Source organism: Pedococcus bigeumensis, from assembly GCF_006438965.1.
GTDB lineage: Bacteria > Actinomycetota > Actinomycetes > Actinomycetales > Dermatophilaceae > Pedococcus > Pedococcus bigeumensis_A.
This window is the reverse complement of sequence record NZ_RCZM01000004.1, coordinates 21397-45213: the sequence shown is the minus strand read 5'-3', so window position 1 is coordinate 45213 and position 23817 is coordinate 21397. Positions and strand designations below refer to the sequence as shown.

Annotated in this window: 25 protein-coding genes; 6 read left to right on the top strand and 19 right to left on the bottom strand. The window is 70.7% G+C overall.

The window, feature by feature from the left end; genetic code table 11:
• Positions 1 to 2: 2 nt before the first annotated feature.
• The 3 genes from EAH86_RS11765 to EAH86_RS11755 form a co-directional block, all read right to left on the bottom strand.
• Positions 3 to 359 (bottom strand): hypothetical protein, encoded by a 357-nt coding sequence (locus EAH86_RS11765; RefSeq protein ID WP_140740931.1) that lies wholly within the window; start codon positions 357 to 359, stop codon positions 3 to 5.
• Entirely contained in the window at positions 356 to 1879 is a 1524-nt protein-coding gene (locus tag EAH86_RS11760; protein ID WP_140740929.1) for a leucyl aminopeptidase family protein, read from the bottom strand. The genes EAH86_RS11765 and EAH86_RS11760 overlap by 4 nt, the downstream gene beginning before the upstream one ends.
• 129 nt (positions 1880 to 2008) lie before the next feature.
• Positions 2009 to 2182, bottom strand: a complete 174-nt coding sequence (locus EAH86_RS11755; RefSeq protein WP_082592686.1) for a DUF3117 domain-containing protein — start codon at positions 2180 to 2182, stop codon at positions 2009 to 2011.
• A gap of 155 nt (positions 2183 to 2337) precedes the next feature.
• Between EAH86_RS11755 and EAH86_RS11750 the strand changes: the two genes are divergently transcribed.
• Positions 2338 to 3159: an enoyl-CoA hydratase/isomerase family protein gene (locus EAH86_RS11750; protein ID WP_140740926.1), complete on the top strand. Its 822-nt coding sequence runs from the start codon at positions 2338 to 2340 to the stop codon at positions 3157 to 3159.
• A gap of 93 nt (positions 3160 to 3252) precedes the next feature.
• Here EAH86_RS11750 and EAH86_RS11745 read toward each other — a convergent pair whose 3' ends face one another.
• Genes EAH86_RS11745 through EAH86_RS11715 form a run of 7 tightly spaced genes read right to left on the bottom strand, consistent with a single transcriptional unit; the run spans position 3253 to position 8099 of the window.
• Positions 3253 to 4527, bottom strand: a complete 1275-nt coding sequence (locus EAH86_RS11745; protein WP_140740924.1) for a hypothetical protein — start codon at positions 4525 to 4527, stop codon at positions 3253 to 3255.
• Positions 4524 to 5732: a hypothetical protein gene (locus EAH86_RS11740; RefSeq protein WP_140740922.1), complete on the bottom strand. Its 1209-nt coding sequence runs from the start codon at positions 5730 to 5732 to the stop codon at positions 4524 to 4526. The genes EAH86_RS11745 and EAH86_RS11740 overlap by 4 nt, the downstream gene beginning before the upstream one ends.
• The gene (locus EAH86_RS11735) at positions 5729 to 6310 is read right to left on the bottom strand and encodes a DNA-3-methyladenine glycosylase I (RefSeq protein ID WP_140740920.1); all 582 of its coding nucleotides are present in this window, start codon (positions 6308 to 6310) and stop codon (positions 5729 to 5731) included. The genes EAH86_RS11740 and EAH86_RS11735 overlap by 4 nt, the downstream gene beginning before the upstream one ends.
• Positions 6307 to 6762: an SRPBCC family protein gene (locus tag EAH86_RS11730; RefSeq protein WP_140740918.1), complete on the bottom strand. Its 456-nt coding sequence runs from the start codon at positions 6760 to 6762 to the stop codon at positions 6307 to 6309. Before EAH86_RS11730 ends, EAH86_RS11735 begins: the two co-directional genes overlap by 4 nt.
• Before the next feature lie 2 nt (positions 6763 to 6764).
• Positions 6765 to 7034 (bottom strand): DivIVA domain-containing protein, encoded by a 270-nt coding sequence (locus EAH86_RS11725; RefSeq protein WP_140740915.1) that lies wholly within the window; start codon positions 7032 to 7034, stop codon positions 6765 to 6767.
• Positions 7035 to 7071: 37 nt separating this feature from the next.
• A complete protein-coding gene (locus tag EAH86_RS11720) occupies positions 7072 to 7326 on the bottom strand; it encodes a hypothetical protein (RefSeq protein WP_140740913.1) in 255 nt (84 codons plus the stop codon).
• 53 nt (positions 7327 to 7379) lie between these two features.
• Positions 7380 to 8099, bottom strand: coding sequence for a TIGR00730 family Rossman fold protein (locus EAH86_RS11715; protein ID WP_241668370.1), 720 nt, complete (start codon positions 8097 to 8099; stop codon positions 7380 to 7382).
• Positions 8100 to 8269: 170 nt separating this feature from the next.
• Here EAH86_RS11715 and EAH86_RS11710 point away from each other — a divergent pair, with 170 nt between their 5' ends.
• Entirely contained in the window at positions 8270 to 9622 is a 1353-nt protein-coding gene (locus EAH86_RS11710; RefSeq protein ID WP_140740910.1) for a serine hydrolase domain-containing protein, read from the top strand.
• Positions 9623 to 9641: 19 nt separating this feature from the next.
• Here EAH86_RS11710 and dapE read toward each other — a convergent pair whose 3' ends face one another.
• Positions 9642 to 10730 carry a succinyl-diaminopimelate desuccinylase gene (gene dapE, locus EAH86_RS11705; protein WP_140740908.1) on the bottom strand — a complete coding sequence of 363 codons (1089 nt, stop codon included), beginning with the start codon at positions 10728 to 10730 and terminating at the stop codon, positions 9642 to 9644.
• 61 nt (positions 10731 to 10791) lie between these two features.
• Between dapE and dapD the strand changes: the two genes are divergently transcribed.
• On the top strand, positions 10792 to 11724 hold the full coding sequence (dapD, locus tag EAH86_RS11700) for a 2,3,4,5-tetrahydropyridine-2,6-dicarboxylate N-succinyltransferase (RefSeq protein WP_140740906.1): 933 nt from the start codon (positions 10792 to 10794) through the stop codon (positions 11722 to 11724).
• On the top strand, positions 11711 to 12595 hold the full coding sequence (locus EAH86_RS11695; RefSeq protein ID WP_241668337.1) for a hypothetical protein: 885 nt from the start codon (positions 11711 to 11713) through the stop codon (positions 12593 to 12595). The genes dapD and EAH86_RS11695 overlap by 14 nt, the downstream gene beginning before the upstream one ends.
• 89 nt (positions 12596 to 12684) lie before the next feature.
• Here the strand turns inward: EAH86_RS11695 and EAH86_RS11690 are convergent, their stop codons facing one another.
• From EAH86_RS11690 to fdxA, 4 genes are all read right to left on the bottom strand, one after another.
• Positions 12685 to 14289: a phosphodiester glycosidase family protein gene (locus EAH86_RS11690; RefSeq protein WP_140740904.1), complete on the bottom strand. Its 1605-nt coding sequence runs from the start codon at positions 14287 to 14289 to the stop codon at positions 12685 to 12687.
• Between the two features lie 132 nt (positions 14290 to 14421).
• Positions 14422 to 15717: a citrate synthase gene (locus tag EAH86_RS11685; RefSeq protein WP_140740902.1), complete on the bottom strand. Its 1296-nt coding sequence runs from the start codon at positions 15715 to 15717 to the stop codon at positions 14422 to 14424.
• Between the two features lie 109 nt (positions 15718 to 15826).
• Positions 15827 to 16954 carry a succinyldiaminopimelate transaminase gene (gene dapC, locus EAH86_RS11680; protein WP_277752332.1) on the bottom strand — a complete coding sequence of 376 codons (1128 nt, stop codon included), beginning with the start codon at positions 16952 to 16954 and terminating at the stop codon, positions 15827 to 15829.
• A gap of 24 nt (positions 16955 to 16978) precedes the next feature.
• On the bottom strand, positions 16979 to 17305 hold the full coding sequence (gene fdxA, locus EAH86_RS11675) for a ferredoxin (RefSeq protein WP_140740900.1): 327 nt from the start codon (positions 17303 to 17305) through the stop codon (positions 16979 to 16981).
• A 21-nt stretch (positions 17306 to 17326) separates the two neighbouring features.
• On the opposite strand from fdxA, the gene EAH86_RS11670 reads away from it, so the two are divergent.
• Complete coding sequence (locus EAH86_RS11670) at positions 17327 to 18382, top strand: GNAT family N-acetyltransferase (RefSeq protein WP_161988640.1); 1056 nt, start codon at positions 17327 to 17329, stop codon at positions 18380 to 18382.
• Between the two features lie 33 nt (positions 18383 to 18415).
• Positions 18416 to 18829, top strand: a complete 414-nt coding sequence (locus EAH86_RS11665) for a VOC family protein (RefSeq protein ID WP_140740896.1) — start codon at positions 18416 to 18418, stop codon at positions 18827 to 18829.
• A gap of 65 nt (positions 18830 to 18894) precedes the next feature.
• Here EAH86_RS11665 and EAH86_RS11660 read toward each other — a convergent pair whose 3' ends face one another.
• From EAH86_RS11660 to EAH86_RS11645, 4 genes are read right to left on the bottom strand one after another with little or no spacing between them, the layout of a single operon-like run.
• The gene (locus EAH86_RS11660) at positions 18895 to 20574 is read right to left on the bottom strand and encodes a VanW family protein (RefSeq protein WP_140740894.1); all 1680 of its coding nucleotides are present in this window, start codon (positions 20572 to 20574) and stop codon (positions 18895 to 18897) included.
• 13 nt (positions 20575 to 20587) lie between these two features.
• Positions 20588 to 21133 (bottom strand): flavin reductase family protein, encoded by a 546-nt coding sequence (locus EAH86_RS11655; RefSeq protein ID WP_338325243.1) that lies wholly within the window; start codon positions 21131 to 21133, stop codon positions 20588 to 20590.
• Positions 21130 to 22077 carry an N-acetyl-1-D-myo-inositol-2-amino-2-deoxy-alpha-D-glucopyranoside deacetylase gene (mshB, locus tag EAH86_RS11650; RefSeq protein WP_140740892.1) on the bottom strand — a complete coding sequence of 316 codons (948 nt, stop codon included), beginning with the start codon at positions 22075 to 22077 and terminating at the stop codon, positions 21130 to 21132. Before mshB ends, EAH86_RS11655 begins: the two co-directional genes overlap by 4 nt.
• A 4-nt stretch (positions 22078 to 22081) precedes the next feature.
• Entirely contained in the window at positions 22082 to 23812 is a 1731-nt protein-coding gene (locus EAH86_RS11645; protein WP_140740890.1) for an ABC transporter substrate-binding protein, read from the bottom strand.
• Between the last annotated feature and the right edge of the window lie 5 nt (positions 23813 to 23817).

The window sequence follows — 23817 nt, the reverse complement described above, 5'->3', positions numbered from 1 at the left end:
CGTCAGGTGCTGCCGGGACCGGGACCGCGGCGGAACTTGCCGGGGCCTTCGGCGATCGCCACGACCTCGAACGGCTCGATCAGGGTCGGGGACGACCCGATGATGCCACTGCCAGCCGACTCGGCCGCCGTCGCAGTGAACTCGCGCTGGAAGTCATCGCGGTAGACCTTCTCGTCGAAGACGTAGGTCCCTTCGAACCAGTGCCCCTCGACCATCCGCCAGGTCTTGAAGGCGAGCCCGTCGAGGAACATGAACTTCGCCATCGAGGTGCCCACGACGTAGTCGCGCAGCTCCTGGGCGACGCCGTCGGGTGCGGTCTCCAGGGACCACCGCACACTCAGGCCGTATCCGGCGTTCATGACATCTCCTCAAGCCAGGTGAGCAGCAGGCGGGCACCGAAGCCCGTCCCACCCTTGGTGAACAGTCCGCGGTCGACGTCCGAACGGCCCACCCCGGCGATGTCGAGATGTGCCCAGCGTCGCGTACCCACGAACTCGCGCAGGAACAATGCTGCCGAGATCGAGCCTCCGCCGCCTCCGATGCCCGCGATGTGGTTGATGTCGGCCACGGCGCTGTCCAGGTTGGGCCGGTAGTCCTCGACCAGGGGCATCGGCCAGAGGCGCTCCCCGGTGGACTCGCCGGCCCCGACGAGGGCGCGCGTGAGGGCGTCGTCGCTGGCGTAGACCGGCGCCATCGAGCGCCCCAGCGCCACCCGGGCGGCCCCGGTCAGCGTCGCGATGTCGAGCAGCACCGTCGGGTCGAGGCGCAGGTCGGCGTAGGCCAGCGCGTCGGCCATCACGATGCGGCCTTCGGCGTCGGTGTTGCCGATCTCGACGGTCCGTCCGCCGTACTGCGTGATGACGTCCGAGGGCCGGTATGCCGCGCCGCCGACCGCGTTCTCCGCGAGCGCCAGCAGACCGGTCACCTTGACCGGTACGGCCAGCTCACGGCAGGCCGCCAACACGGACAGGACGACGGCCGAACCGCTCATGTCGGTCTTCATTGCCAGCATGCCCTCACCGGGCTTGATGTCGAGGCCGCCGGTGTCGAAGGTGATTCCCTTGCCCACCAAGACGACTCGCGGTGTCTTCGCAGTCGCGCCATCCGGCGCGTAGTCGAGCTGCACCAGCCGGGGCGGCGACGCGGAGGCGGCACCCACGGCCAGCAGGCCGCCGAACCCCTCGGCCCGGAGCTCGCGCTCGGACCACACCTTCACCTCGAGCCCGGCCCTGCCTGCGAGGGTCCGGGCCTGGGCGGCGACCCAGGCCGGGTTCTTGATGTTGGACGGCACGACGGCGAGGTTGCGGGCCAGCATCGTGGCGCGGGCGCGCACGACCGAGTGGCGCACGGACGGCTCGTCGTAGGAGCCCACGAGGGCGATCTCGGCGGCCGGCGCGGTCGCCGGCTTGGCGTCGTCACCGATCCAGCGCGGGCTGGAGTAGCCACCCAGGGCAAGCCCCTCGGCGAACGCGGACTGGGCAGCACGTCCGGCACCGCTGCCGACGGTGGTGACCAGGGCGGCGTGGCCCTTGGCCGCACGTCCGAGTGCGGCGCCAGCCTTCCGCAGGTCCGGCGCACTCGCATCGCCGACACCCACCAGCAGCACGGTTCGGGCCGAACGCTCCCCCGGCACCAGGGGGATCCTGGTGAGCGACCCGGCGTCGCTCTTCGGCTCGTGGGCGGCCTGCACGTCGGCGACGTCGAGGCCGACCAGGGCCAGGGCGGCCACAACCGCTCCGGTGAGGGGCAGTCCCCCACTGGGCACCGGCAGGGCCAGCAACAGGTCGGTGGGGTCCAGGTCGGCGAGGACGTCGGCCACGGGTTCCGCGGAGATGGTCCAAGCGCTGGAGGCAGGGTCGAGCAGTTCGGGTGCACGCACGGACCCGACCCTACCCACCCGTGCGGACCTGGACCCGCCCGCCCGTGGCGGGCACCCGGCATACCCCCGCACGCGCGAGGACCCCCGTCGGCGGCTGCCGATGGGGGTCCTCGAAACGTGCGGTGGAGGCTACTTGAGACCCTCGCAGTTGGTGATCGCGTCGCCGAGGGCGCGGACCTCATCGGGGGTCATCTCGACCACGAGGCGACCGCCACCCTCGAGGGGCATGCGCAACACGATGCCGCGACCTTCCTTGGTCACCTCGAGCGGGCCGTCGCCGGTCCTCGGCTTCATTGCCGCCATGAGTGTCCTTCCGTTTGGCGTGGTCTGCTGCTGGCCACGCGGATCCACGCCAGTGCTTGTGATCATCCCCGCGCGCGCCAGATTTGCTCCATTATCCCGTGAACCACCTCACAGGCGAAATCCGGGGCGGACGAGGGTCGGGCAGGATGGCGCGCATGACCGACACCAGCGCCGACCCGACCCCCACGCCGCAGTCCCCCGTGCTCGTCGAGCGGGACGGGGCGGTGGCCACGGTCCGGCTCAACCGACCGGACGCCATGAACTCGCTGGACATCGCGACCAAGGACGCGCTGGTCACGGCCCTGAGCGAGGTCGCCGAGGACCCGACGGTGCGGTGCGTGGTGCTGACCGGCAGCGGTCGGGCGTTCTGCGTGGGTCAGGACCTGCGCGAGCACGTCACCTTCCTGCAGAATGACGACCCCTCGTTGTGGGACACGGTCGCCAAGCACTACAACCCGATCGTGGAGCTCCTCGCGACAATGAACAAGCCGGTCATCGCTGCCGTGAACGGCGTAGCCGCCGGCGCGGGTGCGGGGTTCGCGCTTGCGGCGGACTTCCGGGTGCTGGTGGACACCGCCGGCTTCAACCTCGCCTTCGCCGGGATCGCGCTGTCCTGCGACTCCGGCACGTCGTGGTCGCTGCAGCGGATCGTCGGCCCGGCCAGGGCCAAGGAGCTCCTGCTGCTCCCCCGGACGGTGCCCGCCGACGAGTGCCTGGCCCTTGGACTGGTCACCAAGGTCGTGTCGGCAGAGCAGTTCGAGGCAACGGTCGGCGAGCTTGCGACGACCCTCGCGGCCGGACCGACGCTCGCCTACGGCTCGATCCGTCGGGCGGTCGCCTTCAGCGCCGGGCAGGGGCTGAGTGAGTCGCTGGCCCAGGAGGGCGACTACATGACCCTGACCGGTGGCACCGCGGACCACCACGCCGCCGTCGCCGCCTTCCTCGCCAAGGAGAAGCCGGTCTTCACCGGCGAGTGAGCCGCCAGGCGCACCGATGGGCGTCGGTATGCCGCGTGCGCACGGAGTGCCGCGTGCTCACCGAGTGCCGCGTGCTCACCGAGTGCCGCGTGCTCACGGAGGCGTGGACGCCCATGGCGTGTAGGTCAGCAGGGCGCAGGTGAACCAGAAGAGGCCGACCAGCAGGATCAGTGCGACGACCCCCACCCGTCGGCGCCAGTGCGCCACCACCTTGGCGCCGGTGGACGTGCGCATGGCGACGGAGGCGACCACCGCCGCGATCGGGAAGTCCAGCAGGAGGAAGCGCCACATGCTGGTGATGGGCCGCACGACGGCGAGCAGGTAGAGCGGATAGGCCAGCGCCCACACCCGCAGCTCGACAGCCAGCCACCGGCCGTGGCGACCCATGATGAGCGCGATGTAGGTCGCGACGAGGGCGATCAGGATGGTCACCCCGACGATCCCGTGCCCCTCCCAGGCCCACGAGAGCCACAGCACGAACGGCCCGGACTCCGGTTTCTGTCCCCACGCCGCCTGCACGTCGAAGAACGCCATCGGCAGGCCGCTGATGATACCCACCACGACCGGCCAGGCGAGGGAGGAGACACCTGTCGCCACCAGCATCAGGGCAGCCGTGACGCGCTGGCCGCCCAGCGGCACCACCCCGGCGGCGCGGTCCTCGCGCCAGCGCAGAAACAGGTGCGCGATCGCCGCGCAGGCGATCGCCGGAGCGGCCGCGCGGGTGAACCCCAGGGCGAGGGTCAGCACCGCCACCCACGCGTACCGGCGTTGCATGAGCAGCAGGAGCGACCCGGCGATGAGGACGCCGGCCAGGGCCTCGGTGTATGGCATCACGAGGATCCCCGTCGCCGGGTAGAGGCACCAGAGGGCACCAGTCATCAGGGCGATCCGCTCGCGGGCCGGCTGCGGGGACGCGTGCAGGGCGAAGTTGAAGCAGCGCCACACCAGGAGCGTGCAGACTGCGCCCAGCACCAGGTTGAGCCCGACCCCGGCCACCTCGAACGGCAGGCCGAGCAGCATCAGCGCGCGCACCATCATCGGGAAGGCGGGATAGAACGCCCACGCGCTGTAGGTGAGCAGTCCGGAGTTGGGGTCCGCCGGCAACGGCACGGGGTAGCCCTGGGTGGCGACCCGTTTGTACCAGATGCTGTCCCAGCCGCCGAGGATGTCGCCGACGGACGGGTCCAGGTGACCGACGCCGGCCGGCGTCTGGAACCAGGTCGCGGCCACCCACATGGCGACGAACGCGAGGACCCGGGTCACTGCATACACGACGAGCAGGAAGACAACCGGGCGGCGCAGCGCCCACTGCCCCACGGCGCTGCGGCCCTGGGACGTCACGACGGCCCGCAGGCCGGTCACGGTCACGGCGGGTAGTCCGACGGCGGGACGAAGACGAGCAGCTGCCAGATCCACAGGACCTGCCCGCCGATGCCGATGGCGACCAGGACCCCGGCACGGGCCCACAGCCACCGCGCCCGGGTCTCCACCCAGCCGGGCGCGCCCCAGCGTCCTGCCACGACGAGGGCCGTGAGGGGGAACAGTGGGAGGGCATAGCGGAAGATGCTGGTGAAGGGATCGAGCACGACCGCGAGGTATGCCGGGTAGGCCAGGCACCAGAGGCGCAGCTCGGGTCCCAGCCGGGTGGCCCAGGGTCCGCAGGTCAGCACGACGATGGTGGTGGCCACTGCTGCGAGGGCGACCGGCCCGTAGACGTTGCCGCCGTCGAAGTCGCGAAAAGCCCACTGGGACATGCCCAGCCACGGCTTGAACGGCGTGATCTCAGCACCGACTCGCCAGGCAGCCATGGTGTCTGTGTACGCCGAGCGGGACCCCGTGACCCGCCAGGCGATCAGCGGCCAGGCCACCGCGCCGATGCCGGAGGCCACCAGCGCGAAGGCACCGGCCGCGTACTCACCGACGTCGATGGGGTCGGACGCGCGACGGCGCCAACGCAACCAGAGCAGCACCGCCACCACGATGGCGACCGGCACCGCGATCGGCCTGGTCACCCCGAGCACCAGCGCGAGGACACCGGCCGCGAGCCAGTTGCGGCGGATCAGCGCCCACAGCAGGGCACACAGGACGAGCATCGCGATCGCCTCGGTGTAGGCGATCTGCAGGGCGACGGCTGCGGGGAAGGCGCCCCAGACCGCGACGGTCGCGAGCGCGGCACGGTCGCCGAGCCGCTCGGCCAGCAGCCGGGCCATGATCACGGCAGCGCCCAGTCCGCACACCAGCGAGAGCGAGGAGGCGACGACGGGGAACCCGAGCCCAGTGGCGGACATGAGCGTCCGGGCCAGCAGGGGGAACACCGGGTAGAAGGCCCACGCGTTCTGGACGACGTGGCCGCTGGCCGCGTCGACCGGCAGTACGTGCGGGTAGCCGTGCTCCGCGATGAAGCGGTACCAGCTCCCGTCCCAGAGCACGGTCATGTCGATCGGCTCGACGGTCGGACCGGTCCAGTCCGGCATGACGACCTGGTCGCGGCTGGCGAGGACGAGCAGCACCGCCGACACGGCTCGCAGCGCGAGGTAGACCAACGTCACCCTCGCCGTGAGGGTGCGCATCATCGACGTCCGCCCGCCCGGTGGCAGCCGACGAGGTGGTCGTCCACGAGCCCGCAGGCCTGCATCGCGGCATACATCGTGGTGGGGCCGACGAAGACGAAACCGTTCTTCTTGAGCGCCTTCGCGAGGGCCACCGACTCGGTTGAGGTGGCGCGCAGGTCGGCCGTGGTCGCCGGCGGCGTGTGGTCGGCGGGGGCGTGCGACCAGATGAAGTCGTCGAGGCCACCGCGGTCGCGCAGCGCGAGGACGGCACCAGCGTTGTGGATGGCGGCGTTGACCTTGAGGCGGTTGCGGACGATCCCGGTGTCGGCCATCAGCCGGGCCCGGTCCTCCTCGCCGAAGGTCGCGACCACCTCGGGGTCGAAGTCGGCAAACGCGGACCGGAAACCCTCGCGCTTGCGCAGGATCGTGATCCACGCGAGGCCGGACTGGAAGGCCTCGAGCGTGAGTCGTTCGTAGAGGGCCTGCTCGCTGTGGACGGGGACGCCCCACTCGGTGTCGTGATACTCGAGGTAGTCGGGCGTGGAGCCGGCCCACGCGCACCGGGCGAGGCCGTCCGCACCGACCGTCAGGCCGCTCATCGGTGCCGTCCGTCTGCCCGGGCGATCATGGCGTCGAGGGCGCGGCCGTAGAGCCAGACACTGGCGCGGCCGAGGACCGGCGCGAAGACGCGCTTGAACGGCAGCGGCCGCACGACCACGTCCTCATGCCAGTCCAGACGCGTGCCGGCACCGTCGGGTTCAACGCGGATCTCTGCCCAGCCGCCCAGCAGCCGGCCCGTCTTGACCACCCGGAACCGGCCCACGCCCTCGGCATCCGGGGGCTCCCAGGCTGTCACGAGCATCGAGTCCGAGAACCCGAACCGGCCAACTCCACTGACGCCTGCGAACCCCCAGCCCGGTCGCGGACCGCCCGCGTCAACCTGCATGCGGGTCAACGGCATCCAGTCCCCGTATGCCGCGAAGTCGGTGACGACGTCCCACACCGTCGTGGGTGGCGCGGCACAGTGCCGGGTGAGGAGGAAGTCGGCCATGGTCAGCGGTGGTCGCTGCCGGCCTCGAGCTCCGCGATCCTGGTCTGCAGCCGGTCGAGCACGGCATCCACCTGGTCCATGCGATAGCCGCGCAGGGCGGTGTCGAAGCGGACGGCCGAGATCTCTCCGGAGCCGAACTCCGCGGAGAGGATCGGGTCGGCCTGGGTCGTCGTGGGCTCGGCGAGGGGGTCGTAGCCCACGCGTCCCACGATCAGCGCGGCAAACGCCCCGATGACGAGCACGCCGACGGCGATGAAGAAGACCCAGATCACCGGGCGATCGTCGCACGAAGTCCTGAGGACGACCTACTCAGCCCGCCGTGCCGAGGTCACGGAATCCGCCATCCGCGTCGTCCGACCGGGCGATCGCGCTGCGTGTGAGCATCTCGACGAACTGCGGCACGTCCTCGGGTGACAGGCGCAGGGTGGCGCGGCAGACGTTGTCCTGCCAGATCGACAGCACCACCCGCCCGGACTCCGGGTGGCCGGAGATGCGCAGGGTGCGACCGGTGACGTCCCGGCCGACGATGACGTCACCATGTCGCGGAAGGGGCGAGATGGTCACCTCCCCATCATCAGGGGCGCCGCCCCTCACGTCCATCCCCCGTTGGCAGGGTCCTACTCGGGTCGCTTGGGCGCGACCTGCTCGTCGGACTCGGTGACCATGCGGACGGCTTCGTCCACGTCGTCGGTCAGGTGCAGCAGGTCGACGTCCTTGCGACTGACCGTGCCGGCGTCCAGGACAGTGCCACGCAGCCAGTCGAACAGCCCACCCCAGTACTCGGTGCCCATCAGCACGATGGGGAACGAGGTGACCTTCTGGGTCTGCACCAGGGTGACCGCCTCGAACAGCTCGTCGAGGGTGCCGAAGCCTCCCGGCAGCACGATGAACCCCTGTGCGTACTTGACGAACATGGTCTTGCGGGCGAAGAAGTAGCGGAAGTTCACGCCCAGGTTGACGTACTCGTTGAGCCCCTGCTCGAACGGCAGCTCGATGCCGAGGCCGACCGAGGCGCCGCCGGCGTCGCGGGCGCCCTTGTTGGCTGCCTCCATGGCGCCGGGCCCGCCACCGGTGATCACGGCATACCCCTGCTCGACGAGGCGACGACCCACCTGGGTGCCCATCTCGTAGAACGGGGTGCCGGGCTTGGTGCGGGCCGACCCGAACACGCTCACGGCCGGGCCGAGCTCGGCGAGGGCGCCGAAGCCTTCGACAAACTCGCTCTGGATCCGCATCACCCGCCACGGGTCGGTGTGCAGCCACTCGCTCGAGCCGCCGCTGTCGAGCAGCCGCTGGTCGGTGGTCGTCCCGGGCACCCGCGAACCCCGCAGCGTCACCGGCCCCGTGTGGTAGTCGAATCCGGGGTAGTCGTGGTCGTGCTCGGTGGCGCCGCTCGTCTGGGCCCCGTCTTCGGGCGTCTGCTCGGATGGCTGCTCGCTCACGCGCCCAACCTACGCGAGCCACGCTCCCCACCCTGCGGCAACACGACCCTCGGTAGGGTCGAGCGGTGGACACGACCCTTCAGGACAGCACCCGCCGAAGCCTGCGAGACCTGGCCCTGGACCGCCAGCGGACCGGTCGGGTGCCCGGCCTCGCCGCTGCCGTTGTGCGTCGCGGCGAACTGGTCTGGACCGACGGCATCGGCACCGCCGACGTGGCGTCGCCGCGCGTGCCCGGCCCCGACGACCAGTTCCTCATCGCCTCGAACACCAAGAGCTTCACGGCCGTGCTGGTCATGGCGCTGCGGGACGAGGGACGGCTCGACCTCGACGACACCCTCGACCAGCACCTGCCCTGGGTGACCCAGCGGGCGACCGTGCGGCAGGCACTGTCGCACGCGACCGGGCTGGCCCGCGAGCCGCTCGGCGACATCTGGGAGACCTTGGAGCAGCCCGACGCCGAGACCCTGATGAGCGACTTCAACGGGATCGAACGGGTTGGCCGCCCCCATGATCACTGGCACTACTCCAACATCGTGTATGCCGTGCTGGGCCAGCTCGTGGAGCGGCTCGAGGGCCGCCCGTGGGAGGAGGTGCTGCGGGCCCGGATCCTCGACCCGCTGGGGATGACCCGGACCAGCGTCGGGTTCGACGACGGACCGAGGGCGACCGGCTACCACGTGCAGCCGTTCCACGACGTGCCCCGCATCGAGCCGGTGCTCGACCTGAGGGCGATGGGGCCGTGCGGCGCGCTGGCCAGCACCGTCACCGACCTGGCGAAGTGGTCCGGTTTCGTGGCTGCGCCCGACTCGGCGATCCTGTCGCCCGACACCCTGGAAGAGATGTGCCAGCCGCAGCTGCTCGTCGACCCCGAGGGCTGGGGCGGCGCGATGGGTCTGGGCTTCTTCCTCATGCGCTCGGCCACCAAGCGCACCTGGGTCGGGCACACGGGCGGGATGCCGGGTCAGGTGTCCGGTGTCTTCACCCACCGCGAGAGCGGCACCGGCGGCATCGTCCTGATGAACAGCTCGTCGTCCCCCGACCCAGCGGCGTTTGCCATCGCCCTGGGCGACCACGTCCTCGACAACGACCCGGCGGAGGAGGAGCCGTGGCGTCCGGGCACGTCCGTGCCGGACGACCTGGCGCCACTGCTGGGTCGGTGGTTCTCCGAGGGCTCCGGGTTCACCTTCTCGGTGCGCGAGGGGCGGCTCGAGGCACGGGCCGACTCGGCGCCCGCCGACCGGGCGCCGTCGGTCTTCGAGCGGCTGGACGACAGCACCTTCCGCACCGTCTCGGGTCGCGAGCGCGGTGAGCAGCTGCGCGTCACCCGCGACGCGGACGGCGCGGTGGTCAAGATGAACTGGGCGACCTACCTCGTCACCCGGGCGCCACTGGGGTTCGGCGAGTCGCTGGAGACCTGACCCCGAGGACCCTCCGGCGTCAGGCGAGCCAGCGGAGCAGGGCGGCCTCGGCGGACTCGAGCTGGCTGACCGGGCAGCGTTCCTCGTCGTGGTGGGCGAGGTTGGGGTCCCCGGGGCCGAAGTTGACCGCAGGCACGCCCATGGCGGAGAACCGGGCGACGTCGGTCCAGCCCTGCTTGGCCACGACGTCGACTCCCAGTGCCTCGACGAAGGCCTTCGCGGCCGGGAGGTGCAGGCCGGGGCGGGCACCCGGGGCGTTGTCCTTGACCTCCACGACGTAGCCGCTGAACAGCTGGTGGACCACGCCGAGCGCGTCCTCGGGCGACTTGTCGGGGGCGTAGCGGTAGTTGACGGTCACGACGCACCGGTCGGGGATCACGTTGCCGGCGATGCCTCCCGTGATGCCGACCGCGTTCATGGCCTCGCGGTACTCCAGGCCGTCGACCATCACGGTTTCGGGCTGGTAGGCCGCGAGCCGGGTCAGCACCTCGCCGGCGTCGTGGATGGCGTTGTGGCCGTTCCAGGGCCGCGCGGAGTGGGCGGCGACCCCCTTGGTGGTGACCTCGGCACGCAGCGTGCCCTTGCAACCGCCCTCGACGATCGACCCGGTCGGCTCGAGCAGCACCGCGAAGTCGGCGTCCTCGATCAGGTCGGGACGCTGATCGTGGATGTGCAGGAGACCGTTGAACTCGCTGTCGATCTCCTCTCCCTCGTAGAAGACGAAGGTGAGGTCGCGGCTCGGTTCGGCCACCAGAGCTGCCTTGAGCTGGACGGCGACGCCGCCCTTCATGTCGACCGTGCCGCGGCCCCAGAGGTCGTCACCCTGCCGGTGGGTCGGCAGGTTGGCGGGGTCCTGGGTCAGCGGGACCGTGTCGATGTGGCCGGCAAGGACCACCCGCTCGTCGCGGCCGAGGTCGGTGCGAGCCACGAGGGTGTTGCCGATCCGGGTCACCGTGAGGTGGGTCAGCGGGGCGAGGGCCGCCTCGATGGCGTCACAGATCGCGGCCTCGTCCAGCGAGACGGACTCGATGTCGCACAGGGCCGCGGTGAGGGTCACGACGTCCGCGGAAAGGTCCAGCGCGACGGTGTCGACAGGTGAGTTCGGCATGCGGAAACCCTATCCGGGTCACGATTCACAGCGGCGACCGCGGCTCTCGTAGGCTTGCCCCATGAGCAGCGAGCGCACCGCATGGGGTTTCGGCCTGGCCACGATCCACGACGATGGTGCGGTCCTCGACACCTGGTACCCGCAGCCGGCCCTCGGCGCGCGCGCCGGTGACGCCCACGCCCCGGCCGAGCTCGAGGCGCTGGTCGGCAAGGACGACGTGCGAAAGATCCGTCGTGAGGTGGTCACCACCGAGATCGACCTCGACGCCGCCCCCGCAGACTCGGCCGACGCCTACCTGCGCCTTCACCTGCTCTCCCACACGCTGGTGCGGCCCAACACGATCAACCTCGACGGGCTGTTCGGCGTGCTGGTCAACGTGGTCTGGACGACCCAGGGACCGTGCGCCGTCGACGGCTTCGAGCTGACCCGCGCGGGCATGCGAGCCCGCGGACCGGTGCAGGTCCTGGGCGTCGACAAGTTCCCGCGGATGACCGACTACGTCGTGCCCGCCGGGGTCCGGATCGGCGACGCGGACCGGGTCCGCCTAGGGGCCCACCTCGCGAGCGGCACCACCGTCATGCACGAGGGCTTCGTCAACTTCAACGCCGGCACGCTCGGACACTCGATGGTCGAGGGCCGGATCAGCCAGGGCGTCGTCGTGGGTGACGGCTCCGACATCGGTGGCGGCGCATCGACCATGGGCACCCTGTCCGGCGGCGGCACCGACCGCGTGAGCATCGGCGAGCGCTGCCTGCTCGGTGCCGAGTCCGGCCTGGGCATCGCCCTGGGTGACGACTGCGTCATCGAAGCCGGGCTCTACCTCACGGCCGGCACCAAGGTGACGCTGACCGATGGCCGGGTCGTCAAGGCCCGTGAGCTGTCCGGTCAGTCCAACCTGCTGTTCATCCGCAACTCCGTGACCGGCACCGTCGAGTCCCGCGCCCGCGACGGTCACGGCATCGTCCTGAACTCCGCCCTGCATGCCAACGACTAAGCGCGGGGTCGTCCTCGCCGAACAGCGACGCCCCTCGCGGATGCGGCGGCTCGTCACGCGGGTCGTCATCCTGCTGCTGGCCTGCGGTGTCGTGGGGGCCGGGATCTACGGCGTCCGTGGCGTGCTGAGCAACTTCGGGCCAGCCCGCTGCCAGGCGACCGCGGCTGGGACCAGCGTCGACTTCGACCCCAGCCAGACGGCATACGCGGCCACGATCGAGGCGGTCGCCGAGAAGCGCGGCCTGCCCGCGCGAGCCGCCACCATCGCGATCGCGACAGCGATCCAGGAGTCCAAGCTGCGCAACCTCAAGTACGGCGACCGCGACTCCGTGGGCCTGTTCCAGCAGCGGCCGAGCCAGGGCTGGGGCACCGTCGACCAGATCCTCGACCCGGTCTACTCGAGCAACAAGTTCTACGACGCCCTGGTGAAGGTCAAGGGCTACGAGGGCATGCGGATTGCCGAGATCGCCCAGAAGGTGCAGCGCAGCGCCTACCCCGAGGCCTACGCCGACCACGAGCAGGAAGGGCGGCTGCTCGCCTCCACCCTCAGCGGGCACTCCCCCGAAGGCCTGGGCTGCCGGCTCGAGGACGCCACGACCGGTGACCCGGCGGCGTTCAAGGCCGCCCTGAAGACCGAGCTCGGCATGAACTCCACCGTCAGCGGGCGGACCCTCATTGTGTCCGCCGGATCCGAGCGCGCCGCCTGGAGTGCCGGAGCGTATGCCGTGGCGAAGGCCTCGCTCCACGGTGCCACGTCGGTGCGCGTCGGGTCGCGCGAGTGGACCCGGACCCGCAACTCCTCCGGCTGGACGTGGCACGACGCCAAGACCGCGGGCAAGGCCGGCACCGTCACCGTCACCTTCGCCGGCTGACCCCGCCGTTCACCCGTCCGAGATCCCAGCTCTCGGGCCGAACCACCCCGCCATGGCGCGAGAGCTGGGATCTCGTCGGGGAGCCTCGGTCAGCGGACGACCACTGCGTCACCTACAGCGCGCTCTCCTGTCGCATCCGAGGGGTGCGAGATGAGCGTGCCGTCGACGACCATGGCCGTGGAGCCACCGCCGTCGAGGTTGATGGCGTCGACCATGCCCAGTGACCGGGCCACTGCGGCCGTCTCAGGGATGGACAGCCCGAGCTCGCCGAGCTGGCGGCCGTCGACGGTCACGAGCAACGTCCTGCCCTGCGCATCGACGCCCGCGAAGGTGCGCGGGTTGCGCTGCAGCACCCACCCGTACGCGAAGCTGGGCTCGCCCGGGTGGACCATGCCGTCCTGCTGCTGGGTGACGTGGACGCGACCGTCACGGACCAGCTCGGGGCCGCCGTTGAGGACACTGGTCCCGGGGCGGTCGAGCGGCTGGCGCCCTTCGCGCAGGCTGGTCTGCGTCTGCACCCGGTCGCCGGGGTGCAGCGCGGTCACCAGGGCGGCGCGGGCACCGGTCCCCTGGAGCGAGCGCTGTCCGGTGGCCAGCGATGTGCCCCGCTGCGCCGCGACCCGGACCACGCGGTCCTGTCGGTCCACCACGGCCTCGGCGCCGGGTCCAGCTGGTGTTGTCTGACCGAAGGCAGTCGTGAACAGGACGAGCTCGTCGGCGTCCGTACACGTGACATCGTGCAGCGGTAGGGACGTCGGCAGGTCGTCCGCCGTTCCGCCACAGTTGCGGATCAGGCCGGGCACCCGGTTCAGGCCGTCGAGCACCTGCCGGCCACCGCGAGGGAGCGTCGCCTCGGCACGCCAGTTCGGCCGGACCACCTCGGTGTGCCGCGCCTGCGGGTCCAGGACCAGGACCGGTCGCGATCCGACCGGCTCCGACTCGAGGCGGCCTCCGTAGACAGCCGCTCCCGCGGGATCACCCTCGGCCCCGGCGGCCGGATCGAAGACGAAGAACCCAGCGTTGATCGCGACCGAGGCCTTCTCGTAGCCCGCCAGCCACGACGTCGTCTCGCGCTTCTCCAAGGTCGGGCCGTAGCTGCCACCGACCGAGCCCTTGAACCGCCGAGGGTCGACCGTCACGACGTTCACCGTCCACGGTCCCTTGGCCGTCGACGTGCCGTCCCACCCGGCATACCAGGCACGCCCGGCGAACCCGGCTGCCACGAGCCGCGCGGCCTCGGTGCTCGCCCCGGCCTGCGTGGCGAACGTCTGGGTCAGCCGCACTCGCCAGCCGAGCACCCCGGCGGGGACGTCGGCGACGGCAGGTTGGTCGACCCGCTCGGCCTGCGCCGGGAAACCCGCCGCGGTGAGCCTGGTCGCGTGTGCTCGAGCACTTGCCTCGTCCTGGACGGCGCGCGGTGGCGCGTCGGGGTCCGGACTGCCCGCTCCCCCCGGGATGCTCACCTCGACGACCCAGCGGACCGCCGTGTCGGCCGCCCCGCGGGTGATCCGGGTGAGGGTGACGCCCGGCTGCACCGCCTCGGTGGTGCGGGTCTCGACGAGCCCGGTGGGCCCGAGGTCGAGCGCCGGGGGCCGGTGGGCATCGGTGGCGCTCGCGCCCGCGGAGGGTGCGAGTCCTGCTGCGGCGAGCAGCACGGTGCCGAGCGGGGCGATGAGCAGTCGGTTCAGGTGCATGCCTCGACGCTACGACCGTTTCGCCCGCTTTGCCCGATGAGTCACGTCCCGATGGGTGTCCCCGACGAGGTATGCCGCGAGGCCCGGTCCGCATCGGAACCCGGCCCCGCGGCAGACGTCGAACGCGTGCGGTCAGCGGCCGCCCATGGCGACGTAGTCACGCTCGGTGGCACCGGTGTAGATCTGGCGCGGACGGCCGATCTTGGTCTGCGGGTCCTCGATCATCTCGCGCCACTGGGCGATCCAGCCCGGGAGCCGACCGAGCGCGAACAGCACCGTGAACATCCGCTCGGGGAAGCCCATCGACTTGTAGATCAGGCCGGTGTAGAAGTCGACGTTCGGGTAGAGCTTGCGCTCCACGAAGTAGTCGTCCTCCAGCGCCCGCTGCTCGAGCTGCAGCGCGATGTCGAGCAGGGGGTCGGAGACGCCGTCCTTGGTGAGGATCTTGTCGGCCGTCTTCTTGATGATGGCGGCGCGCGGGTCGTAGTTCTTGTAGACCCGGTGGCCGAAGCCCATCAGCTTGACCCCGTCCTCCTTGTTCTTGACCTTCTTGACGAAGGTGTCGACGTCGCCGCCGTCCTGGTGGATCGTGTTGAGCATCTCCAGGACCGCCTGGTTGGCGCCGCCGTGCAGCGGGCCGAACAGGGCGTTGATGCCGGCCGAGACCGAGGCGAACAGGTTGGCGTTCGACGAACCCACGAGGCGCACCGTCGAGGTGGAGCAGTTCTGCTCGTGGTCGGCGTGCAGGATCAGCAGCAGGTCGAGCGCCTTGACCATGTCCTCGTCCATGTCGTAGGGCTCGGCAGGGAACCCGAACGTCATGCGCAGGAAGTTCTCCGGCAGCGACAGCGAGTTGTCGGGGTAGAGGAACGGCTGGCCGACCGACTTCTTGTAGGCGTAGGCCGCGATGGTCGGCAGCTTGGCCAGCAGGCGGACCGTGGAGATCTCGACCTGCTCCTTGTCGAACGGGTCGAGGCTGTCCTGGTAGAAGGTCGACAGCGCAGACACGGCGGACGACAGCACCGGCATCGGGTGGGCGTCGCGCGGGAAGCCACCGAAGAACGCCTTGAGGTCCTCGTGCAGCAGGGTGTGGCGGCGGATCTTCTGGTCGAAGTCGTCGATCTGGGTCTGGCTGGGGAGCTCGCCGTAGATGAGCAGATAGGACACCTCGAGGAAGCTCGACTTCTCGGCGAGCTGCTCGATCGGGTAACCGCGGTAGCGCAGGATCCCCTCGTCACCGTCGATGTAGGTGATGGCGCTGCTGCACGACGCGGTGTTGACGAACCCGGAGTCGAGGGTGACGTTGCCGGTCACCTTCATCAGCTTGGAGACGTCGTAGCCGTCGTTGCCCTCTGCTGCCTTGACCAGCGGGAGGTCGAGGGTCTTGTCCCCGGCCGTCAGGGTGGCCCCAGCGGTTGCGTCAGTCATCCGAAATCCATCCTCCACGTCCTGCGGGCGCCCAGATCTGTGCGTGCTGGGCGCTTCTCGCGCACTGCGACGCTACCCCAACACCGGCGGCCTCAGGGAATCGGGCCGACTACCCCGCGAGACGCTCCACGGCGGTGGCGATGCGCTCATCGGTGGCGGTCAGGGCGATCCGCACGTGCTCACGGCCGGCCTCGCCATAGAAGCTGCCAGGCGCCGCGAGTATGCCGCGCGCGGCCAGTGCGTCGATGGTCGCCCAGGCGTCCTCTCCCCTGGTCGCCCAGAGGTAGAGCCCGGCGTCGGAGTGGTCGACCCGCATGCCGAAACCCTCGACGGCAGAACGCAGCAGGTCACGCCGCGCGGCATACCGAGCCTTCTGTGCGGCGACGTGGGCGTCGTCGCCGAGGGCTGCGGTGAGCGCCTGCTGCACGGGCCACGGCACGATCATGCCGGCGTGCTTGCGGACCTCGAGCAGCTGCCGGACGAGCGCCACGTCGCCGGCCACGAAGGCCGCGCGATAGCCAGCGAGGTTGGACTGCTTGCTCAGTGAGTAGACGGCCAGCAGACCCTCGTGGCTGCCCCCGCAGACCCGTGGGTCGAGGATGCTCGGCGTCGTGGGGATCTCGACGTCCCGCTCCGAGTCGGACCAGTCGAGCTCTGCGTAGCACTCGTCGCTGGCCACGACCACGCCGTGCTGGCGAGCCCAAGCGACCACCTTGGCGAGGTGCGGCACACCGAGCACGCGCCCAGTCGGGTTGCTGGGACTGTTGAGCCACAACAGCTTTGGCGTCGTGGCAGGGGTCAGCGGGCCCAGCGCGGCAAGCCCGTCGACGACCTGCGGCCGAGCCCCAGCGAGCCGGGCGCCGACGTCGTACGTGGGGTAGGCCACGCCCGGGAACCCCACGATGTCGCCCGCACCGAGACCGAGCAGCGTCGGCAGCCAGGCCACCAGCTCCTTGGACCCGATGGTCGGCATGACGCCGTCCGGGTCGAGGCCCGGCACTCCTCGGCGGCGCTCGAACCAGCCCGCCACGGCCTCGCGGAGTGCAGGTGTGCCGTAGGTCTGCGGGTAGCCGGGGGCGTCCGCGGCATCGCGCAGGGCGTCCTGCACGACGTCGGGAGTCGGGTCGACTGGCGTGCCCACCGAGAGGTCGACCAGTCCGCCAGCAAGAGAACTCGCCCGCTCCTTGTACGGAGCGAGCGAGTCCCAGGGAAAGTCAGGCAGAGCGCGCAGGCTCACGCAGTCACGTCGCTCACTCGTGGCTCACTCGTCGTGGACCTGCGGAGGCAGGTCGGCGATGATCGGGTGGTCCTTGGGGATCATGCCCAGCTTGGCCGCGCCGCCGGGGCTGCCCAGGTCGTCGAAGAACTCGACGTTGGCCTTGTAGTACTCGGCCCACTGCTCAGGGGTGTCGTCCTCGTAGTAGATCGCCTCCACGGGGCAGACCGGCTCGCACGCACCGCAGTCGACGCACTCGTCGGGGTGGATGTAGAGCGACCGCTCCCCTTCGTAGATGCAGTCGACCGGACATTCCTCGATGCAGGCCTTGTCCTTGAGGTCCACACAAGGCTGGGCGATCACGTACGTCATGTCGCACATACTATGCGGCGCATGTCGACCGACGTCAGCAACCTCCCCCTCGGGTCCCGAGTCGTGGTCAGGTGGCGGCTGGAAGCCCCCGACCCGGCCACCGGTGCGACCCTCACCGACGCCGTCGGGACGCTCCTCTCGCGCGACGGCGAGACCGTGACGGTCGAGACGTCCCGCGGGCCGGTGACCATCCCGACGTCGCGGATCACGGCCGCCAAAGAGGTGCCACCCAAGCCGTCCCGCCGGGGCGCCTCCCACCTGGCCCTGTCGATCGAGGACCTCCAGCGCGTGATGACACCTGCCTGGGGAGCCGTCGAGCGCGCGACCCTCGGCGACTGGGCGCTGCGCGCCTCCGCCGGCTACACCCAGCGCGGCAACTCGGTGGTGCCCGTCGGCAGCCCCGGCAAGCCACTCGCGGACGCCATCGCCGATGTCGAGGACTGGTATGCCGCGCGCGGACTCCCAGCGAAGTTCGCCCTCGCCGGTCCGCAGGGTTTCGACCCGGCCGGTGACCCGTTGGGGGCTCTGCTGCTGGACCGGGGCTACACGATCGGCAGCCTCACCCTGAACATGACGGCCGCCCGGGAGAAGATTGTCGCGGCCGACCCGGGCGGACCCAGCCTGACCGTCAGCCGCGACCTGACGCCGCAGTGGCTGGAGGTCTACCGTCGCACCCGCACGACCGTGCCCGGCGCCACCGAGACCGTCCTGCTGGACAGCCCGCGGGTCATCTTTGCGAGCATCGCACCGGGCGGCGGGCTCTCCCAGCAGCTCGGACTGCGCACCGCCGGTGCAGCCGGCATCACGCCGATCGCCCTGGCCCGCATCGGCATCGGCGCCGGATGGGCCGGGTTGGGCGCGGTCTGGACCGACCCGGCATACCGGGGACGCGGACTGGCCGCGCACCTGACCGCAGGACTCGCTGCGCTGCTGCGCGAGGAAGGGATCTCCCTCATCCACCTCCAGGTGGAGCACGACAACGACACCGCGACCAGGCTCTACCGGCGACTCGGATTCGACGTCCACTCGTCGTACGCCTACCTCACCTCACCGGACACCCGCACCGAAACCCGGTAGCGCCGACCCGCCGGGCACCGACAGGCTGCCCACATGACGTCACGCATCTCGCACACCACCATTGATTCCCGCAACGCCCACGACCAGTCCGTCTGGTGGGCCCAGGTCCTGGGCTACGCCGAGGACCCGCGCGACCCGAACCTGCCCGGGCACGAGGAGTGCATGATCTTCTCGCCGGACGGCCGGCAGCGGCTGCTCTTCATCGAGGTGCCCGAGGGCAGGACGGTCAAGAACCGGATCCACTTCGACCTCTGGCCGACCGACCGCACCATGAACGAGGAGGTCGACCGGCTCCTCGCGGCGGGTGCCACGATCTTCAACGACCTGCGCGACGAGCACGGGCCGGGCACGGGGTGGGCAACTCTCCAGGACCCGGAGGGGAACGAGTTCTGCGTGCTCCGGAGCGAGGCCGAGCGTCCGGACCCGTATGCCCACCTCGTGAACTGAGCCGACCTGAGCCGACCTGAGCCGACCTGAGCCGACCGGGCGCCGACCGCGCGGCGCCACGCAGCTCAGCCGGCGCTGGGGTGGGTGCAGGTCACCTTGTCCTCGGGGATGTAGTGCGTGCTGAAGTTCGACGTCCGCACGGTCTTGCTGGCCTTCTTGAAGACGCGGGTGACGGTCACGTCGAAGCCGGTGCTCGGGGACTGCGTGACGCACCCCGGCCGGTTGTCGACGATCGTCTTGGGCTGGACGACGTTGCGACGCGGGCCCTTGACGGAGTCGATGTCCCAGACCTTGGTCCCGTGGAACGTCACCGTGATCGAGCTGGAGGTCACCGAGGCCTGGATGAGGATCCCGTAGCCGGTGTCGTTGGTCCACTTCTGGTCGACGTCGGGCCAGGAGACCGTGGCCTCACGGCCCTCGGGGTAGCGCGAGATGTAGAAGCTGTGCGGCAGGTACTGGTCGATGCGCACGCCGGAGAAGAAGGCGGCGTTGAACGTCGTGGTGGAGACCTGCGAGACGCCGCCGCCGTAGTCCTTCTTGAGCCGGCCGTCCTCGATGACCGGCGCGGAGGCATACCCCTTGGCAGCAGTGCGTTGGCCGAGGGTGCGGTTCAGGCTGAACTGCTCACCAGGCCCGACGTAGGTGCCGTTGAGGGTGCGCGCCGCGATGGTGATGTTGTTGGTGCGCGGAGGGTTGTACGGGAAGTTCGTCGTGAACGTCGAGACGACCTCCTTGGGCTTGATCTTCTCCGCTTCCGCCGTCGTGAGCTTGGGCTGCACGACAGCAGTGGTGACCGTGGCAGTCCGGGCCGGGTCGGTCAGGGCTGGGACGAAGGCCGCGACCACCGACTTCTCGTCGAGAGTCGCGCCAGCGGCAGCCGGGACCACCACTACCGTGCTGCCCTTGAAGGTGATCTTCGCGTCCCTGGGCTTGGCTTCAAGACCGGCGTCAGAGGCCGCCTTGCGAACTGCTGCAACAAGTTTCGCGTTGTCGACGACGGGCGCCAGCTTGCCCTCGGCGTCAGGCTTCACCGACAGGCTCGGCGCGAACGCAGCAGGAGCGACAGCGAAGGACTTGGCACCGACCTTGACCGTGACGGGGCCAGACACGGCCGGGGTGGCGAACTCGGCCACGGCCCGGTCGACCTCCTCCGCGGACACCGCGGGAGCAACGGTGTCCAGGCGTGGCGCGATGGTCGCCGTGGTGGGCCACCGGTCTGCCACCTCGTCGGAGGTCTTGGCGACCGAGAGCATGGCCCCCGCCCGGGGCTTGACGACGGCGACCTTGCCACCCGGGAACGTCACGCCGCCCTGCACCACCGGGGTGTCCAGGGTCGCCTCGGCCGCCTTCACCGCAGCCTCGAGCCGCGCCCGGTCGATGGTGGTCGCGAGCTGTTCGTCGGAGCCACCTGTGAGCTTGTCCCAGAGGTCGGCCGGGTTGGCGCTGAAGCCGGACAGGTCCGCGATGGTGCCGTCGTAGTCGATGGCCAGCCCGGCGCTCTTGGGGTCGATCTCGAAGGTCTTGTCCCCGGCCTTGAGGGTCACCTTCGCGCCCTCCTTGGCGGCGAGCGCCCGGCGCAGGGTGCTCTCGGCCGAGGCAGGAGACATGCCCCCCACGGGCACACCGGCAACGGTGGAGTTGGCAGGGATGTGCCTGCCGAGGAACCAGGCCATGCCCAGGTAGGCGGCCGCCAGGACCGCCACCGCGATCGTCAACCGCAGCGCAGACGAACCGCTGTCCTTCACGCGTGGGCTCCCATCACTTCAGCGCTTGGTAGCGACTGCGGTAGTACACCAGCGCGTCTGCGGGGTGCTCGTTGCTCGACAGCGAGACTACTTCGCCGATGACGATGCTGTGGTCGCCGGCCGGGTGCACGGCAGTGGTCCGCAGCTCCATCGTGGCCAGGGCGTCGTCGAGCAGCGCCACCCCGGTCGCAGGCCCGCGGCGGTGCGCGATCCGGTCCAGCTGGCCGTGCAGCGGTCGGCCCTGGGTGGACAGCCACTCGGCGACGGGACGCTGTGCCGCTCCCAGCACGCTGACTCCCCACACGCCGGAGTCCAGGATCGCGTCATGGAACCGTGCGTCCACCTCGACGCACACGAGGACCAACATCGGCTCCATCGACACGGAGGTGATGGCGTTCGCGGTCATGGCGTGGTCGTGGCCGCCGCTGAAGGTCGTCAGGACGGTGACCCCCGTGGCGAACCGCCCCATCGCCAGACGGAACTGGTCGGCGTCCACGGCTGCCTCGAGCCCCGCGGGGAGCGTCGTGTCCCCGGAGCCGACGGGTTCCAGCGTGCTCATGGCGCGCCCAGCAGCCCGGTATGCCGCGTCGTCGCGACGCCACCGCCCGGCACCCCGGATGTCGGCTCGGATGTCGGCCCGGATGACGGCTCGGACCGCAGGAGCCGTCCTGTCGCCGGGTCGAGCAGGGCGAAACCCTCGCGGCCGGGGATCCGTGCGGCGATGTCGTTGGACAACGCGTAGGTGTCGCCGGAGTCCGCCACCGTGACCTGGGTGACGTGCTGGCGCAGGGCAGCGGCCTGCACCGGCACGAGGCTCGGGTCGACCACCTCGTGCGTCACCAGGTCGTCCGCGACGACCGACGGCGGGTACTGACCGTCGGGGTCGGGCAGCGACCAGGCGGTCCCGACGGGCGGGTGGTCGCCCAGCCACGTGCGGTCCTCCCGGGCCCACGACGCGGGCGTCAGCACGGCATACACCGGGGGTCGCTCGTCCTCGGGCAGGGTGAGGACGGCCGCGCAGGTCACCCGGTGGGTCTGGACGTGGTCGGGGTGGCCGTAGCCGCCCTGCTCGTCATAGGTGACGACGACGGCCGGGCGGAGCCGTCGCACGACGTCGGCCAGCAGCGTCGCGGCCTCCTCGACGTCGGCGTTGACGAAGGCGGCGGGGTTGCTGGCGCTGGGGGTTCCGGCCATGCCGGAGTCGCGGTAGCGGGACAGCACCCCGCTGGGGGCGTCCTCCCCCAGCACCTCGTGGCTGACGCCGAGCGTGTCCATGGCGGCCCGCAGCTCCTCGAGGCGGTGCGGGCCGAGGGCATCGTCGTGCGCCACGTCCAGGTGCACCAGCTCGGGCGGGATCACCTCACCCTCCTCGCCCAGCGTGCAGGTGAGGACGTGCACCGGGTGGCCGGCCTGCACGTAGTGCGCCATCGTCAGGCCAGCCGTCAGCGTCTCGTCGTCCGGGTGGGCGTGGACGAACAGCAGCGGCTCGGCGTGGTGGGTCACGGCGCTATTTCACACCCACGGTGGCGAGGTCGACGAACCCGCCCAGTGCCTCGTTGGCGCGAAGGCCGGTCACCGAGCTCCCGGCGACGTAGAGCGCCTTGCGCTGCGCCAACGCGACGAAGATCGCGCGCTTGGCCAACGATGCATCGAGCGCACCCCATGCGCTGGCCTGGCTCGCGAGGTCAGGGAGGGCCCCGATCCTGGTGATCTCCCGGTTGACCGCCTCGTCGGTGAACCCGCCGATGTCGCGACCGTTGCCGCTCTTGGTCACGTTGATCCGGCTGTCGAACAGGGGCGGGATCACCGTGGACGCCGACGGCCACGCCGGTGCCCAGTTGGCCCAGAACACGTCCGTCTGGTCTGCACGGCCGGGGGCCGACACCTCGGCGAAGTAGTCCTTCGCGATCGGCTGGAGCTGGACGGCGAACCCTGCGTCCTCCCAGCCGTTGGACAGGGCTGCCATCGCCTTGTCGGCAGTCGGCGTGGACCGGTAGGCGACCCGGACCTTCACCGGCAGGGTCAGGCCCGACTCCTGGAGCGCGGCTCGTGCCCTGGCCGCGTCGCCGGCCGGCCCAGAGCCGATCGGGTCCGCGTCGTTGTGGCCGGGGAGCGACGGGCCGATGAGCGTGTATGCCGCGCTGGCGGCACTCGCGCCGCCGAGCGCGGTGACGTAGCCCTCGCGGTTCGTGGCGAGCGCAAAGGCCTCGCGCGCCTTCGGGTTGCGCATCACGCCCTTGCTCACGTTCGGGGCCAGGTAGTCGACGAACTGGGCCGACGGGTTGACCGACCTGGCCTTGAGGGCGTTGTCGGAGAGGATGTGCTGCTGCATGGCCGGCGGTGCCGAGTCCAGGGTCACCGACCGCTGGTGCGCCTCGTCGTCGTTGATGACCTGTTGCACCGCCGTCTGCGACTCGGTGCCCTCGATGTAGTGGATCGACACCGGCTTGGCCTGCCGGATCGGGTCAGATCCCTTGTCCCAGTTGGGGTTTCGCTCGAAGGTGCCGCCGGCGCTCGGGTCCCACTCCGACCTGAGCTGGTAGGGGCCGTTGGAGAACACGGCATACGTGCCGTCCCCTGCCTTGTCCTGCGCCTGCTTGACCGGCGCGAAGACGGGCAGCGCGACGACCTGGTTGAAGTCGGCCATCGGCGTGCTCAGTCGGAAGGTCACCGTCTGGCCCTCGCACGACACTGCCTTGTCGAAGGCCGCCTGACCCTTGGCGTCCTTGGCGTAGGGGCCGGGATAGGTGGATGACCCGTCGGCCTTCCGCGGGATGTCCAGGTAGGCCAGGGGGTAGGTCAGGCCCTCTGTGGCGAACGGCTGCGCGAACGACCGGGAGACGCCGTAGCGGACGTCCTCGCAGGTGACCGGTGACCCGTCCTGCCAGGCCACGCCACTGCGGAGCGTGAAGGACCACGTCTTGAGCGTGCGGTCCACCGTCCCGGCGGTGGTGGCGAGGTCACCCTCGACGTTCTGCGCGCCGCCGGAGGCACCCGCCGGAAACGCGGTCAGCGTGCGGGCGAACACGCGGCCGGCAAACGCGATGTCCTGCGCCGTCGACAGCCGTTGCGGGTCCCAGGTGGCGACCGGCCCGAGCGACAGGACCGTCAGCTCGCCCGACTCGGCGGCACCGGTCCGATCGTCCGAGGTGATGCCCGTGCAGCCCGACACCGCGAGCGCAGCTGCTGCTGCGCTCGCGGCGAGGAACCGGGTCCTCGGGAGTCGCCGTGCCTGCATCGCTC

What these genes read in the sequence shown, in the direction of transcription:
- fdxA (WP_140740900.1), bottom strand. Translation starts at nt 17,305, where the DNA reads ATGACGTACGTGATCGCCCAGCCTTGTGTGGACCTCAAGGACAAGGCC.
- dapD (WP_140740906.1), top strand. Translation starts at nt 10,792, where the DNA reads ATGAGCAGCGAGCGCACCGCATGGGGTTTCGGCCTGGCCACGATCCAC.
- EAH86_RS11730 (WP_140740918.1), bottom strand. Translation starts at nt 6,762, where the DNA reads ATGGCCGACTTCCTCCTCACCCGGCACTGTGCCGCGCCACCCACGACG.
- EAH86_RS11690 (WP_140740904.1), bottom strand. Translation starts at nt 14,289, where the DNA reads ATGCACCTGAACCGACTGCTCATCGCCCCGCTCGGCACCGTGCTGCTC.
- EAH86_RS11735 (WP_140740920.1), bottom strand. Translation starts at nt 6,310, where the DNA reads ATGAGCGGCCTGACGGTCGGTGCGGACGGCCTCGCCCGGTGCGCGTGG.
- EAH86_RS11670 (WP_161988640.1), top strand. Translation starts at nt 17,327, where the DNA reads ATGTCGACCGACGTCAGCAACCTCCCCCTCGGGTCCCGAGTCGTGGTC.
- dapE (WP_140740908.1), bottom strand. Translation starts at nt 10,730, where the DNA reads ATGCCGAACTCACCTGTCGACACCGTCGCGCTGGACCTTTCCGCGGAC.
- EAH86_RS11695 (WP_241668337.1), top strand. Translation starts at nt 11,711, where the DNA reads ATGCCAACGACTAAGCGCGGGGTCGTCCTCGCCGAACAGCGACGCCCC.
- EAH86_RS11685 (WP_140740902.1), bottom strand. Translation starts at nt 15,717, where the DNA reads ATGACTGACGCAACCGCTGGGGCCACCCTGACGGCCGGGGACAAGACC.
- EAH86_RS11665 (WP_140740896.1), top strand. Translation starts at nt 18,416, where the DNA reads ATGACGTCACGCATCTCGCACACCACCATTGATTCCCGCAACGCCCAC.
- EAH86_RS11750 (WP_140740926.1), top strand. Translation starts at nt 2,338, where the DNA reads ATGACCGACACCAGCGCCGACCCGACCCCCACGCCGCAGTCCCCCGTG.
- EAH86_RS11645 (WP_140740890.1), bottom strand. Translation starts at nt 23,812, where the DNA reads ATGCAGGCACGGCGACTCCCGAGGACCCGGTTCCTCGCCGCGAGCGCA.
- EAH86_RS11755 (WP_082592686.1), bottom strand. Translation starts at nt 2,182, where the DNA reads ATGGCGGCAATGAAGCCGAGGACCGGCGACGGCCCGCTCGAGGTGACC.
- EAH86_RS11765 (WP_140740931.1), bottom strand. Translation starts at nt 359, where the DNA reads ATGAACGCCGGATACGGCCTGAGTGTGCGGTGGTCCCTGGAGACCGCA.
- EAH86_RS11655 (WP_338325243.1), bottom strand. Translation starts at nt 21,133, where the DNA reads ATGAGCACGCTGGAACCCGTCGGCTCCGGGGACACGACGCTCCCCGCG.
- EAH86_RS11740 (WP_140740922.1), bottom strand. Translation starts at nt 5,732, where the DNA reads ATGATGCGCACCCTCACGGCGAGGGTGACGTTGGTCTACCTCGCGCTG.